Consider the following 15,015-nt stretch of genomic DNA (forward strand, 5'->3'; position numbering starts at 1 on the left):
TTGTGTGTCCATTGAAACGTTGGCTGTTCATCATCGGGTGCACGGCGCTTTTGCTCGGTGGCTGCACGACGGAACGAGAGCAGAAACAAGCAAAACAAGCCGAGCCACCAGCTTCTTCGCTGACAGAACCATCCGCGCCTGCGGCCGAGGAAAAACAACGATTTCCGCTCACCGGATTGCCGGCTCATGAAGATTCCCAACAGCGGGTGGTCGGCGTCATGATCAACAACCATCCGAAAGCCCGGCCGCAATCAGGGCTAAGCAAGGCCGATATCGTGTATGAAGTGCTTGCTGAAGGCGACATCACTCGCTTTTTAGCTCTTTATCAGAGCGAACGGCCCGAACGGGTGGGACCGGTGCGAAGCGCACGTGATTACTATATTGACTTGAGCGAAGGCTACCATGCACTGTATGTATGCCACGGCTGGAGCCCAGAAGCGAAAGCACGTCTTGAAGGAGGCGGCATCGACTATTTGAACGGTCTGTTTTACGACGGTACGCTGTTTCACCGCGTTTCGTTCCGCAAGGCGCCGCACAACTCGTACATTACATTCGCCAACATTGAAAAAGGGGCTAAACAAAACGGATACGCGTGGACGGACGAGGTCGCCCCGCTGCCGTTTCGCGATGACGAGCCCCGCGGCGAGCAGGCCGGGACGATTCACATCGCTTATTCGCGTCAGGCGTATGCCCAGGTGGAATACCGGTATGTACCGGAGCAAAAAGGATATGCTCGATCCAGCGGCGGCGAGCAGACGATCGATTATGATACGCATGAGCCGATTGTCGTGCAAAACGTGCTGATCGTCGCCGCCCGCCATCACGTCGTCGATCACTACGGGCGGCGCGCCATCGATTTGGCGGCAGGCGGCCAAGGCTATTTGTTGCAACATGGCGTTATCCAGCCGATCGAATGGAAAAACATTGATGGGCGGCTGCTGCCGTACCGCGACGGGCGGCCAGTCGGATTTGTGCCCGGGAAGACATGGATCAATATTGTTCCGACGCTGGACATTGTCCACTGGAAATAAAGCAACAATGGCGGGGCCCGCCTAGCGGTGGGGTGGAGCAAAGAGGAAAGCCACTCGGCCCGATCCGCTCGCCCTCACAACAGATTCGGGGCCGGTTAGAGAAAAACGAGGCACGTTGCGCGGCGGCGGGAACGTCCCCGTCTCAAGCAAAGGAGGAAGACAAGGATGCAAATTGACAAACTGCGCGGCAGAGAGCTGGATCAGTTGTTTAAAGCGATTTTGTCGTTGCGCGATGTAGAAGAGTGTTACCGCTTTTTTGATGATTTATGCACGGTGAACGAAATTCAGGCGCTCGCCCAGCGGCTGGAAGTCGCTCGCATGCTGCGCGAAGGGTATACGTACCATAAAATCGAAACGGAAACCGGAGCGAGCACGGCGACGATCTCGCGCGTCAAGCGCTGCCTTAATTACGGCAACGATGCTTATGCCATGGCGCTTGACCGCATCAAAGAGGAAGAACGTCAAGAGGCAAGCGAACCGATCATCGACTGAGGCCAAAAGGAGGTTCCTTCCATTTGCAAAGGAACTCCTTTTCTTTTTGCGGATTTGTTATAATGAAACAATGGAGACGGAGTGGAGGGGATTTTGCGATGGAAGAGATTCGCGCCTGGCGCCATGTGTTCAAACTCGACCCGAACAAACCGATCGATGACGAGCGCCTAGAGCGTCTTTGTGAGTCGGGAACGGATGCTGTCATCGTCGGCGGCACGGACGGGGTGACGATCGATGGGGTGCTCGACTTATTGGCCCGCGTCCGCCGCTTTTCGGTGCTGTGTGCGCTTGAGGTCACGGATGTCGAGGCGCTAACGCCGGGATTTGATGTGTATTTGATTCCGATCGTTTTGAACAGCCGGCGAACGGAATGGATCATCGGCCGTCATCACGAGGCGATGAAGCGATACGGCGATGTGATGAACGGAGAGGAATTGGTTGCCGAAGGCTATTGCATTGTCAACCGTGAATGCAAAGCAGCAAAGCTGACAGAGGCTGATGCAGCGCTCGCTGACGAGGATGTCGTGGCGTATGCTCGTCTCGCCGAACAGCTGTATCGGCTGCCGATTTTTTATCTCGAATACAGCGGAACGTACGGAGACCCCGCTTTAGTGGACAAAGTCAAACGGGTGCTTAGCCGCGCGCAGCTCGTCTATGGCGGTGGCATCACGACGCCGGAACAGGCGGCGGAAATGGCTCGCTATGCCGATACAGTTGTCGTTGGCAACGCCATTTACGAGTCATTCGAAAACGCGTTGGCCACGGTGGCAGCCGTCCAACAGATGGCAGACCGGCGTAAGTTCGGCGCCGGAACATAGAACTTATGTTTGTTGGTGGTGGAAACGATGAATTTTTTATCGGAAAAGCTGCTTGCTCATTTAAATAAGGAGCAGCAAGAAGCTGTCAAAACGACGGAAGGGCCGTTGCTCATCATGGCGGGAGCGGGGAGCGGAAAAACGCGCGTGCTGACGCACCGGATCGCCTATTTGATGGCCGAGAAACAGGTGGCGCCGTGGAATATTTTGGCCATTACGTTTACGAACAAAGCGGCGCGCGAAATGAAGGAGCGAGTGCAGGCGCTGTTGGGCGGGGCGGCGGAAGACGTATGGATTTCGACGTTTCACTCGATGTGCGTCCGCGTGTTGCGCCGCGACATTGACCGCATCGGCATCAACCGCAATTTTTCCATCCTCGACCCGACCGATCAGCTTTCGGTCATCAAAGCGATTTTGAAAGACAAAAATATCGATCCGAAAAAATGGGAGCCGCGGACGATTTTAGGCACGATCAGCGCAGCGAAAAACGATTTGCTCGCGCCGGAACAATTCGCGAAGCGGGCGTCGACGTATTATGAAACGGTCGTGAGCGACGTGTATCAAGAGTATCAACAACGCCTTCTCCGCAACCATTCGCTCGACTTCGACGATTTGATCATGACGACGATCCAGCTGTTTGACCGCGTGCCGGATGTGCTTCAATATTACCAGTATAAATTCCAGTACATTCACATTGATGAGTACCAAGATACGAACCGCGCCCAATATACACTGGTGAAAAAGCTCGCTGCACGGTTCCAAAACATTTGCGCCGTCGGCGATGCCGACCAGTCGATTTACCGGTGGCGCGGGGCGGATATTCGCAACATCTTGTCATTTGAACGCGATTATCCAAACGCGAAAGTGATTTTGCTTGAGCAAAACTACCGTTCGACGAAGCGGATTTTGCAAGCGGCAAACGAAGTCATCGCTCATAACGTCAATCGCAAGCCGAAGCGGTTGTGGACGGAAAATCCGGAAGGGAAGCCGATCACGTATTATGAGGCGATGAACGAAGTCGATGAAGCGCGGTTTGTCGCCGACCGCATTCAAGAGGCGGTCGAACAGGAAGGGCGGCGCTACCGCGATTTTGCCGTGTTGTATCGGACGAATGCGCAGTCGCGCGTCATCGAGGAAGTGTTTTTGAAAGCCAATATTCCGTATCAAATCGTCGGCGGCTTAAAGTTCTATGACCGGAAAGAAATCAAAGACATCCTCGCTTACTTGCGCGTCATCGCCAATCCTGATGACGATTTGAGCTTGCTGCGCATCATCAACGTGCCAAAGCGCGGCATCGGAGCGTCGACGATCGACAAGCTCGTCCGCTATGCGGTGGAGCATGGGCTGTCGGTGTTTGCCGCGCTCGGTGAACTGGAGATGATCGGATTCAGCGCCAAAACAGCCGGAGCGCTCGCCGCCTTCCGCGCCCAGCTGGAGCAATGGACGCAGCTGCAGGAATACGTTTCTGTGACCGAGCTCGTCGAAGAAGTGCTCGATCGGTCCGGCTATCGCGCGATGCTGGAGGAGGAGCGGACGATTGAGGCGCAAAGCCGGCTTGAGAACTTGGACGAATTTTTGTCGGTGACAAAGCATTTTGAAAATGTCAGCGATGATAAGTCGCTCATCGCCTTTTTGACCGACTTGGCGCTTGTTTCCGATTTGGACGAGCTCAACGGCAGCGACCAAGCGGCAGAAGGGGATGCGGTTGTGTTCATGACACTTCATGCCGCCAAAGGGCTGGAGTTCCCGGTCGTCTTTTTGATCGGCATGGAAGAAGGCATTTTCCCGCATAACCGTTCGCTTAACGACGAAGATGAGATGGAAGAAGAGCGACGATTGGCGTATGTCGGCATCACTCGTGCCGAAGAAGAGCTCGTGTTGACGAGCGCGCAAATGCGGACGTTGTTCGGAAACATTCAGATGAATCCGCCTTCGCGTTTTTTAAACGAAATTCCACCGCATTTGCTAAAGGCGGCTGTCCCCCGGTCTGTGGCCGCACCGCGTCCGGCTGCTGCCCGCCCAGTCCATGGCGTTGTCGGAGGATGGAAAGTGGGCGACCGCGCCAACCATCGAAAGTGGGGAGTGGGCACGGTAGTCAGCGTTCGCGGCGACGGAGAAGATCAAGAGTTGGACATCGCGTTTCCAAGCCCGATTGGCGTCAAGCGGCTGCTTGCGAAGTTTGCGCCGATTGAGAAAGCATAGAAAGGAGAACCGGTGACGTATGGATCGCCAACAAGCCGAACAGCGCGCAGCCGAGCTGCGCGAGCTGCTCAACCGCTATGGCTACGAATATTACGTGCTGGATCGTCCATCTGTTCCAGACGCGGAGTATGACCGGTTGATGCAAGAGCTCATCGCCCTTGAGGAACAGTATCCGGAGCTAAAAACGAGCGATTCGCCGACTCAACGCATCGGCGGACCGCCGCTGGAGGCGTTTCGCAAGGTGACGCATCGCGTCCCGATGATGAGCTTAGCGAACGCGTTTCACGAAGGCGATTTGCGCGATTTTGACCGCCGCGTCCGCCAAGAAGTCGGCGAAGTGGCGTATGTGTGTGAATTAAAAATTGATGGTCTTGCCGTTTCGGTTCGCTATGAAGAAGGTTATTTCGTCCAGGGGGCGACGCGCGGCGACGGAACGACAGGGGAAGACATTACGGAAAATTTGAAGACGATCCGCTCGCTGCCGCTGCGTCTTAACGAACCGGTGTCGCTTGAGGCGCGCGGCGAGGCGTTTATGCCGAAAGCGTCGTTTCTGCGCCTGAATGAGGATCGGAAAGCGCGCGGCGAGGAGCTGTTCGCCAACCCGCGCAATGCTGCGGCCGGCTCGCTCCGCCAGCTCGACCCGAAAGTGGCGGCGTCGCGCCAGCTCGATTTGTTCGTTTACGGATTGGCTAATGCCGAAGAGCTTGGGATTGCGTCGCACAGCGAGGCGCTCGACTATTTGCAGTCGCTTGGGTTTAAAGTGAATCCCGAGCGGCGGCGCTGCGCCACGATCGAGGACGTGATCGCGTTTGTCAACGAGTGGCATGAAAAACGGCCACAGCTGCCGTACGAGATCGACGGCATCGTCATTAAAGTCGATTCGTTTGCGAAGCAGCGACAGCTTGGCACGACAGCCAAAAGCCCGCGCTGGGCGATCGCTTACAAGTTCCCAGCTGAAGAGGTCGTCACAACGCTGATCAGCATTGAAGTGAACGTCGGCCGCACCGGTGTTGTCACCCCGACGGCGATCCTCGAGCCGGTTCGCGTCGCCGGCACGACCGTGCAGCGCGCCACTCTTCATAACGAAGATTTTATCCGCGAAAAAGACATCCGTATTGGCGATGCCGTCATCATTAAAAAAGCGGGCGACATTATCCCGGAAGTCGTCGGTGTCGTTGCTGATCGGCGCGATGGGGATGAAGTGCCGTTTGTCATGCCAACGCATTGTCCGGAATGTCAAAGTGAGCTCGTCCGCCTGGAAGGAGAAGTGGCGCTCCGTTGCTTAAACCCGAACTGTCCGGCCCAGCTGCGCGAACGGCTCATCCATTTCGCCTCAAGGGCAGCGATGAACATTGAAGGGCTGGGGGAAAAAGTCGTCACCCAACTGTTTAACGCCGGTCTTGTCCACGATGTCGCCGACTTGTACCGGCTGACGAAAGAACAGCTTGTCGGTTTAGAGCGGATGGGTGAAAAATCGGCAGCCAATTTGCTGGCGGCGATTGAAGCGTCAAAGCAAAACTCGCTTGAGCGGCTGCTGTTTGGCCTCGGCATCCGCTACGTCGGAGCGAAGGCCGCCCAGCTGTTGGCCGAACATTTCGAAACGATGGAGCGGCTGGAGAAAGCGACGAAAGAGGAATTGATGGCCGTTCCGGAAATTGGCGAAAAAATGGCCGACTCGATCACCGCTTTCTTTTCTCAGCCGGAAGCGGTCGAGCTGTTGAATGAATTGCGCTCTTACGGTGTCAACATGGCATACAAAGGACCGAAGCGGGCGGTTGAGGTACCGGCAGACTCCGCTTTCGCCGGCAAAACGGTTGTTTTGACTGGAAAGCTGATGTCTATGTCGCGCAATGAGGCGAAAGAACAAATCGAGCGGCTCGGCGGACGCGTCACTGGCAGCGTCAGCCGCAGCACTGACATTGTCATCGCCGGCGACGACGCGGGGTCAAAGCTTGATAAAGCCCGACAATTGGGCATCGCCATTTGGGATGAACCACGATTTTTGCAAGCGATAAGCAGGAGGGAATCATGAGAAGAAATCCGATCATTCGCAGCGTCGGGGCTCACCGTCAAACGAAACGGGCGCGAAAGCAGCTGGCCGCCCTCGGGCTCGCCGCTGTCTGCCTGTTGTCTTCGTGCGCGCCCAAATTCAACGAAGGCGAGGAAGTAGTGCAGAATAAAGGAAACAAAGAGCAAGAAGCGGTGATTCCGAAATACAACATCTCAGATTCGTATTATCGAGTCGTGCTGCCGTTTAAACCGTCCGGGGCGCGCGGACACGTGGTCAACGACGTCAATACGCGCCTTGACGTCGACGAATTTGAGACAGGGCTGATGCGTCTGGCTTCCGAGCGGTTTTCGCCCGACGATTACTTGTTTCAAGAGGGGCAGTATTTAGACAGTGAAACGATCGATAAATGGCTTGCGCGCAAGAAAACAGACCGCCAGTTGAAAGCGGAAAAAATGAAACCGGAAGACAATATCGGCTTAAATCCGGCGATCAACGATACAGGGACGAACGAGCAAAAAAATACGCAGAGCCCCATTTATTTGGCAAGCATTTTGGAACATGATTATTTAGTCAAGGCGGGCAATGATAAAGTGAAGCTTGGCGGCGTTGCGATCGGCTTGGCGTTAAACTCTGTCCATTATTATTCAACCGAACAAGGTTATCCGCGCGAGGTCAAAATCAAAGACGATGTCATTGAACGGGAAGGCAAGCGAATCGCCGCCGAGGTGTTGAAGCGGCTGCGAAAGATCAAAGGGCTCGGCAGTGTGCCGATCACGATTGCCTTATACAAACAGGCGCCGCGCTCGTCTGTGACTCCGGGGCATTTTTTTGCTGTTACCTACGTCGATGAAGGAAGCAGCACGATTGATGATTGGGAGGCGGTGCATGAGGAATATTATTTATTCCCATCCGATGAAGCGGAAGAAAACCACCGTGACGATTGGCTAAAATTCAACAACTTTAAATCGGACGTGGAAGATTTCTTTCCGAACTACACTGGCATTGTGGGTCGAGGATTGTACGTCAATGACCAACTTCAGAAGCTGACGATCAACATAACAATGCCGTTTTACGGCAAGGCGGAAGTGATTGGCTTCACCCAATATGTGACCGGTTTGGTGATGGAAAAATTTCCGGATTACATCACCGTCAACGTCTACATCTCTTCAGCCGGCCAACCTGAAAGCCTCATCGTGCGCCAAGCGAAAGCAGATAAGCCGTTTGTGCATATTTATCAATAAGTTAGCCGGCCAACCGCGGGGCAGCATGAGGGTGTCCCAAAAATCGGGATACCCTCTCTCAACGTTATATATAGACACTAACCATCGCCTCCATACTGCTGTGTCTTTCTTGAGGGGAGATCGCCTTTTGGGTCATCCCCATGCTTTGTTGATGATGAACCATTGCTAAGCGAAGCACCGTCCTGCTCTGACTTGCATCAGCGATAGGATGTTTTGTGGATAGAACGCGTTGGAAAAGGTGGTGAAAAACCCCTGTTTGCCTTGATCGGTGATGGAACGTGTGAACATAGAGGCTGATGCAGTAAGCTTTTTCTACTTGAGAAATGATCCTAAGAAGCGGTGGCGCGAGTAAATCACAACTCTCCTAGGGGGCTGGTGATTTAAGGGACAAGCCGTTTATCAAGCCCGTTTCTCAAATAGAAAAGCCCTGTCGCATCAGGATCGCCTTTCAAATGTTCCCCCTTTGCTCAAGAGAAACAATCGTTTTTCACCAACCATCTAGCTAGAGGGTTGGCGAAAAACGGCTGCCAAGAGCAAATCTGCGGCATTTCGCCAAAAAAGAAGGCTGATTTCACCCGGCTTTTCTAACGGAGAAGCAGATGGAATCGCAGGATGTTGTACGAAATCACCGTCTCTCTCATGAAAGAATCGGCGCAGGGGTTTGGAGTGTTTTTCCCCCGCTGTGGCATTGTGCGCATTTACGGCGGCGCGCTCGCTGTTTTAGCACTGACAAAAGAGGTGGGGCTGCCGCATATCAGGCTGGCCCTTCATTCACACGCCGCTGGCCAAATGGAGTGGACGGTGCCACAGCGATTCGTCAAGCCGGTGCTTCATTCACTTCATATGCGGCGCAGATGCCCGATTCAATCGCTCCTTGAATCCAGCCATGGTGGGTGGACGCATGTTCGCCAGCAAAATGGATCCTTCCTTCGGGGAGCGCGATGTACGGCGACAGCTCTGTCACTTGGTTCGGCTTCATCATCGTGAAGGCGCCGCCCGAGTACGGATCGCGCACCCAACTGTGGCTTGTTCCGGTTTCAAATTCGCGGTACACTTGTTCGCCATGGATGACGGCTAAGTTTTTTAACGTATATTCAAGCCGCTCTTCATCACTTAAGCTGTCCCACGGGATCGTGTCGTCTTCCCACGTATAGCTGGCCAAGACGACGCCAGGTCCTAGAGTGCCGATGCCTTGGCTTGGATATTGGGTGTATCGAATCGGCAGATCCGACACGGTTTTTCCTCCGAACATCCCTTCTTTTTCCCAAAACCGGGTTTTAAACTGGATGCCCGTTTTCGTTGAACCGGCATAATGAAGTTCACGAATAGCCTTCCATTTGTTTTCGGAAAACGAATGGCGCGGTTCGATGTCGACAAACTGCAAAACCGAGAACGGGATGGTGACGATCACCCGATCGGCGGTGATTTGAAACGGCTGAAAAATTTTCGTATGGGTCGCATGGACGGTGACGCTGTTTGGGGTTTGGACGATTTTTTGCACTTTGTGACTAAAGAGAATCTCGTCCTTCAGCTGCGGTAAAAAAGCTTTGGGAAGCTGGTCATTGCCGCCGGCGATTTCATAAAAGCGAATGTTCGGCGTAAATAAGACCATTAGCTCGCGCAACACCTCAAGAAACGACAATTCTGGGAAGCCTTCAAGCGAGAGAACGGTTTTGATCATGTCGATGGCTCCTACCGACAGCCTCGGGCCGAATGGGTTGTAGCGCAAATAGGCGTCCAGCGAGTAGCGGTCAAGCCGTTCGATGACAATCGGCCAATGTTGTTCGGGATGTTGTTCAATGAATTGAATGACCGGACGAATGGCCATTTGCAACAGCTCGGAAGCGGTTTTGCCCCGTTCGTGGGGGGCGACGGGAAAGCCGAAGAGATCGGGATGCCGTTCGTATTCGTTCAGGCGCGCTTTGACGCCGCGAAAATAGAAAATGTCGCGCGGGGTGCTGTTGATAAACGGGTGGAGCGGCAAGTTGAATTTTTTGATATATGCCAATGTCAATGGATGGGTGTGCGGGATGCGCATCGCGCCCGCCTCGAGATACTGACCGTCGCGGAAGTCCGAGCGGAGCGTGTAAATGCGGCCGCCGACCCGCTCGGACGCTTCAAGAATCGTGATGCGATGGCCGGCTTGCTTCAACAATGATGCGGCGACAAGCCCGGCCATGCCGGCGCCGATAATGACGACCGTTTTCGGAGCGGATGGTTTCTTTAATCCGTTTCGAATGATCGAGATCATCGTCTCCATCGGCAGCCTCGGAGAAACATACGGATGCGCCACGTGTCCATCCTCCTTTGCCCTCGGGTAGCTCCCTAGGTGGAGCTGCGGTTATTCCATCTTATTCCGCGGCAAAGGAGGATATGTGGGGGAGCGGTCACAATTCGGAAAAGATATACGTCCCTCCGGCCAGCTCGAGGCGACGCTGCAGCTTGCTGCCGACGATGCGGCAGGCAAACGGCCTTGTCGACGAGGGTTCATCCGCTTGGGAAAAGCGGAGGCTGACGCCGCCAACCGTGAGTTCGGCATAGGTCCCCGCTTCATCGCGCCCCACATTCGCTGCCGGCAAATCAAACAGCCGACGGTAGCTGTTGACGGCGCGGTCGAGGCTACGCACATAAACGCTAACGGACGACAATGACGGCGCCCCATTTGCATGGCGCATGAGCGGCGCCAGCTCGTTCATCCGCACGTCATCGCGCTTGCCCCACTGGATGAAAAACGGATAGCGGAACGCGCCGTCTGCATCGTCTCGGATAAACAGCATCGACCACGTTAATAACTTGCCGTCATCGCGCTGGCGGCTGCCGGGGAACGGCCCGATCGGAGTGAATCCTTTGCTTTTGAGCTGTACAGCCAGCTGTTGGATATCGTTTGTTCGAAAGGCAAACTGGGAGAAGCCATTCCCCTCTTGACGGTCAGCGACAAGTTGGGCAATAAGCGGATTTTGGCAGGCGTTCGCTGTCTGCTCATCGGCGATGCCGATCCATTCGATGTAGCTTAGCGGCGCGAAATAGCATAACGCGTTATACGTTCCCCATGCCTCATGGCGGCCGCCGTGGATGGCCGTAAACCCTAACTGTTTAAACGAGCCTTTCACCTGTTCCGGGCGCTCGGTCAGGTGGACGAGATGGTCAAACGCGACGTTCATGGCGGCGAACTCCTTCTGGATAGGGAATAGGTTAGCGGAACAGCATTTCTTTAAGCTTGTAGATGATGCGTTCGTTATCGACGGTGCGATGGGCGATAAAATTCAAGTCCAGCTTGATGTCTTCAATTTGGGCAGCCAATTGCTCGTAGCGGGAATCCATTTTCTGTTCGAGGCGGTCCACCGTTTGTTTCAATGAGGCAAATTCTTGGTGAAGATGGTGGACATCGGCGGCGAGAGCTTCTAGTTTGGCGTCTGTTTCGTCTTGGCGGTGGAGAAGAGCGGCCACGATGCCGTGTAATTCCTTTTGCCCAGCGCGAAGCGAATCTTGTTCTTGGCGCAGACGCTGCTGTTCCAGACGGATTTCCTGCTGCTCTTTCCGGATTTCTTGCTGTTCTTTTCGAATTTCTTCTTGTTCCTGACGAATGGCGATTTGTTCACGCTCGAGCCGCTCTTGCCCTTCGACAAGCAGTCGGAGCGTGCCGTCCATCGCGTTCAAGCGGTCGAGCACTTGAGCGAGCAGTGCTTCACTCATCGTCATCATCCCCCTTTTTCCTACGTTATGGCCATTATAGTACATATGTTCGAACTTGTCAATGGACAACAAAGGAAATGTTAGCCGGAATGTTGCTTTATTTCCTTTTATTTTGGTATCATCATAGTATTGTGAAAGGTCGACCATGTCGGAGGTGAACACGATGTCGCGAATTTCGCTCGAACAAGTGAAGCATGTCGCCGACTTGGCGCGGTTGGCGATTACCGAAGAAGAGGCGGAGATGTTTACGAAACAGCTTGATGCCATCATTACGTTTGCCGAGCAGTTGAATGAATTGGATACCGAAAACGTGCCGCCGACTTCGCACGTGCTTGATATGCGAAACGTGATGCGCGAGGATATTCCAGAACCGGGGCTGCCGCGCGAGGAAGTGTTGAAAAACGCGCCGGACCAGCAAGACGGCCAGTTCCGCGTGCCCGCTATTTTAGAGTAAGGAGGGGGATTTATGTCGCTCTTTGACCATACGGTGTCGGAATTACATACGCTGCTGCAGAAAAAAGAAGTGTCGATTTCCGATTTAGTTGACGAATCATACCGCCGCATCGGCGAAGTGGAAGAGAAAGTGCAGGCGTTTTTAACGCTGAACGAAGAGCAAGCGCGGGTGAAAGCGAAAGAGCTTGATGACAAGTTGGCGAAAGGCGAGGAGACCAACCCGCTGTTCGGCTTGCCGATCGGCATTAAAGACAACATTGTCACCAAAGGGTTGCGCACGACATGCGCCAGCAAAATTTTATACAACTTTGATCCGATTTATGATGCGACCGTCATGGAGCGGTTAAACGCCGCCGGCGCAATCACGATCGGGAAGCTGAACATGGACGAGTTCGCCATGGGCTCGTCAACGGAAAACTCCGGCTTTCAGCTGACGCGCAATCCGTGGGATTTAGAGCGCGTGCCGGGCGGTTCCAGCGGCGGTTCAGCGGCGGCGGTGGCGGCAGGCGAAGTGCCGTTTGCGCTCGGCTCGGATACGGGCGGTTCGATCCGCCAGCCCGCGGCGTTTTGCGGGGTTGTCGGATTGAAGCCGACATACGGCCGCGTGTCGCGCTTCGGGCTCGTCGCGTTCGCGTCATCGCTCGACCAAATCGGCCCGATTACGCGCACGGTGGAAGATAACGCCTACTTGCTGCAAGTGATTTCTGGCGTTGACCCGATGGATTCGACGTCAGCGAACATCCCGGTGCCCAACTATGTCGAAGCGTTGACGGGCGATATCAAAGGCTTGAAAATCGCCGTGCCGAAAGAATATTTCGGCGAAGGCGTCGACGAAGGCGTGCGCCAGTCGGTGCTTGCTGCGCTCAACGTGCTCGAGAAGCTCGGAGTGACATGGGAAAAAGTGTCGCTGCCGCATTCAAAATACGCCTTGGCGACGTACTATTTGCTCGCTTCGTCGGAAGCATCGGCCAACCTTGCCCGCTTTGACGGCGTTCGCTACGGATATCGGACCGACAACGCGAAAAACTTGATCGACATGTACAAATTGACGCGGAGCGAAGGGTTCGGCAACGAGGTCAAGCGCCGCATCATGCTCGGGACGTTTGCTTTAAGCTCAGGCTATTACGATGCGTATTACAAAAAAGCGCAAAAAGTGCGGACGTTGATCAAGCGCGACTTCGAAAACGTTTTTGAGCAATACGACGTCATCATCGGTCCGACCACGCCGACGCCGGCGTTTCAAATCGGCGAGAAAACGAGCGATCCGCTGACCATGTATATGAACGATATTTTGACCATTCCGGTCAACCTTGCCGGCGTGCCGGCGATTTCCGTGCCGTGCGGCTTTGTCGACGGCTTGCCAGTCGGCTTGCAAATCATCGGCAAGCACTTTGATGAAAGCACGGTCTATCGCGTCGCTCATGCCTTTGAACAAGCGACCGACTACCATAAGCAAAAACCGGTGTTGTAAGGGGGGATGGACGATGAATTTTGAAACGGTGATCGGACTTGAGGTCCACGTCGAGCTGAAAACGAAATCGAAAATTTTCTCCAGCAGCCCGAACGCCTTCGGGGCGCCCCCGAATACGCAAACGAACGTCATCGACTTAGGGTATCCGGGCGTGCTGCCGGTTTTGAACCGGCAAGCGGTCGAATTTGCGATGAAGGCGGCGATGGCGCTCAACTGCGAAATCGCAACCGAGACGAAATTTGACCGCAAAAACTACTTTTATCCGGACAACCCGAAAGCGTACCAAATTTCGCAATACGACCAGCCGCTCGGCAAAAACGGCTGGATTGAAATCGAAGTGAACGGGAAAAAGAAAAAAATCGGCATCACTCGCATTCACCTTGAAGAAGACGCCGGCAAACTGACGCACACGGGCGACGGCTACTCGCTTGTCGACTTTAACCGCCAAGGGACGCCGCTCATTGAGATCGTCTCGGAGCCGGACATCCGCTCGCCGGAAGAAGCGTATGCGTATTTGGAAAAATTAAAGGCGATCATCCAATACACCGGCGTCTCCGACTGCAAAATGGAAGAAGGGTCGCTCCGCTGCGATGCGAACATCTCGCTCCGCCCGATTGGGTCGGACCGATTCGGCACGAAAACCGAATTGAAAAACTTAAACTCGTTCAACTTCGTCCGCATGGGGCTCGAGTACGAGGCGAAACGGCAGGAGAAAATTTTGCTCTCCGGCGGCGTCATCCGCCAAGAAACGCGGCGGTTTGACGAAGCGACGAAAACGACGATTTTGATGCGCGTCAAAGAAGGATCGGAAGACTACCGCTACTTCCCAGAGCCGGACTTGGTCATGCTCTATATTGACGACGAATGGAAAGAGCGCGTCCGCGCCTCGATTCCGGAGCTCCCGGATGCCCGCCGGAAGCGGTATGTCGAGGAATGGGGCTTGCCGGAATACGACGCCAAAGTGCTCACCTTGACGAAAGAAATGGCCGACTTCTTTGAAGCGACGGTCGCCAACGGCGCCGACCCGAAACTGGCGTCCAACTGGCTCATGGTCGAAGTATCCGGTTACTTAAACGCCGAGCAAAAAGAGCTCCATGACATCGCCTTGACGCCGGAAAGCTTGGCCGGAATGATCAAGCTGATCCAAAACGGCACGATTTCGTCGAAAATCGCCAAAAAAGTGTTTAAAGAGCTCGTCGAACACGGCGGCGATCCAGAGACAATCGTCAAAGAAAAAGGGCTCGTGCAAATTTCCGACGAAGGAGCGCTGCGCAAAATCGTGCTTGAAGTGCTCGACGCCAACCCGCAATCGGTCGAAGACTTCAAAAACGGTAAAGACCGCGCGCTTGGCTTCCTCGTCGGCCAAGTGATGAAAGCGACGAAAGGACAAGCCAACCCGCCGCTTGTCAACAAGCTGCTCATCGAGGAAATCAACAAGCGGTAACCCATCCGACAAGCCTGCGATTCGCAGGCTTGTTTCGTTCATTGATTTTTTAGACTTTTAGAAAAACATGATTGACATCCCCCGATGGGAATGGTAGATTTTTATATAAAACCAACTGGATTAGTTGGATATCAACACCAAGAGGAGCGGGAGAGGAAGAAA

General features: G+C 54.2%; 12 protein-coding genes. 9 read left to right on the forward strand and 3 right to left on the reverse strand.

Annotated features, from left to right (window positions below):
- Positions 1-11: 11 nt before the first annotated feature.
- The 6 genes from NST29_RS01955 to NST29_RS01980 all read left to right on the forward strand — a co-directional run bounded on the left by NST29_RS01955 (position 12) and on the right by NST29_RS01980 (position 7,792).
- On the forward strand, positions 12-1,031 hold the full coding sequence (locus NST29_RS01955; RefSeq protein WP_033018430.1) for a DUF3048 domain-containing protein: 1,020 nt from the start codon (positions 12-14) through the stop codon (positions 1,029-1,031).
- A gap of 165 nt (positions 1,032-1,196) precedes the next feature.
- Positions 1,197-1,523 (forward strand): YerC/YecD family TrpR-related protein, encoded by a 327-nt coding sequence (locus tag NST29_RS01960; protein ID WP_033018428.1) that lies wholly within the window; start codon positions 1,197-1,199, stop codon positions 1,521-1,523.
- A 98-nt stretch (positions 1,524-1,621) separates the two neighbouring features.
- Positions 1,622-2,341 (forward strand): heptaprenylglyceryl phosphate synthase, encoded by a 720-nt coding sequence (locus NST29_RS01965; RefSeq protein WP_033018427.1) that lies wholly within the window; start codon positions 1,622-1,624, stop codon positions 2,339-2,341.
- 27 nt (positions 2,342-2,368) lie between these two features.
- Positions 2,369-4,540, forward strand: coding sequence for a DNA helicase PcrA (gene pcrA / locus NST29_RS01970; protein WP_033018450.1), 2,172 nt, complete (start codon positions 2,369-2,371; stop codon positions 4,538-4,540).
- A gap of 19 nt (positions 4,541-4,559) precedes the next feature.
- Positions 4,560-6,572, forward strand: coding sequence for an NAD-dependent DNA ligase LigA (ligA, locus tag NST29_RS01975; protein ID WP_033018426.1), 2,013 nt, complete (start codon positions 4,560-4,562; stop codon positions 6,570-6,572).
- Positions 6,569-7,792 (forward strand): CamS family sex pheromone protein, encoded by a 1,224-nt coding sequence (locus NST29_RS01980; protein WP_033018425.1) that lies wholly within the window; start codon positions 6,569-6,571, stop codon positions 7,790-7,792. Before ligA ends, NST29_RS01980 begins: the two co-directional genes overlap by 4 nt.
- A gap of 817 nt (positions 7,793-8,609) precedes the next feature.
- Here NST29_RS01980 and NST29_RS01985 read toward each other — a convergent pair.
- The 3 genes from NST29_RS01985 to NST29_RS01995 all read right to left on the reverse strand — a co-directional run bounded on the left by NST29_RS01985 (position 8,610) and on the right by NST29_RS01995 (position 11,491).
- Complete coding sequence (locus NST29_RS01985; protein ID WP_081916999.1) at positions 8,610-10,085, reverse strand: flavin monoamine oxidase family protein; 1,476 nt, start codon at positions 10,083-10,085, stop codon at positions 8,610-8,612.
- Between the two features lie 94 nt (positions 10,086-10,179).
- Entirely contained in the window at positions 10,180-10,953 is a 774-nt protein-coding gene (locus tag NST29_RS01990) for a VOC family protein (protein ID WP_033018424.1), read from the reverse strand.
- A gap of 31 nt (positions 10,954-10,984) precedes the next feature.
- Positions 10,985-11,491, reverse strand: a complete 507-nt coding sequence (locus NST29_RS01995; RefSeq protein ID WP_033018448.1) for a hypothetical protein — start codon at positions 11,489-11,491, stop codon at positions 10,985-10,987.
- A gap of 157 nt (positions 11,492-11,648) precedes the next feature.
- Here NST29_RS01995 and gatC point away from each other — a divergent pair, with 157 nt between their 5' ends.
- Genes gatC through gatB form a run of 3 tightly spaced genes read left to right on the forward strand, consistent with a single transcriptional unit; the run spans position 11,649 to position 14,853 of the window.
- Positions 11,649-11,939, forward strand: a complete 291-nt coding sequence (gene gatC / locus NST29_RS02000) for an Asp-tRNA(Asn)/Glu-tRNA(Gln) amidotransferase subunit GatC (protein WP_031405929.1) — start codon at positions 11,649-11,651, stop codon at positions 11,937-11,939.
- A gap of 12 nt (positions 11,940-11,951) precedes the next feature.
- Positions 11,952-13,409: an Asp-tRNA(Asn)/Glu-tRNA(Gln) amidotransferase subunit GatA gene (gatA, locus tag NST29_RS02005; RefSeq protein ID WP_033018423.1), complete on the forward strand. Its 1,458-nt coding sequence runs from the start codon at positions 11,952-11,954 to the stop codon at positions 13,407-13,409.
- Between the two features lie 13 nt (positions 13,410-13,422).
- On the forward strand, positions 13,423-14,853 hold the full coding sequence (gatB, locus tag NST29_RS02010; RefSeq protein ID WP_033018422.1) for an Asp-tRNA(Asn)/Glu-tRNA(Gln) amidotransferase subunit GatB: 1,431 nt from the start codon (positions 13,423-13,425) through the stop codon (positions 14,851-14,853).
- The last annotated feature ends 162 nt before the right edge of the window (positions 14,854-15,015 follow it).

Origin of the sequence: Geobacillus sp. FSL W8-0026 (genome assembly GCF_037966255.1) — a bacterium.
In the GTDB taxonomy this organism is placed as follows: Bacteria; Bacillota; Bacilli; order Bacillales; family Anoxybacillaceae; genus Geobacillus; species Geobacillus icigianus.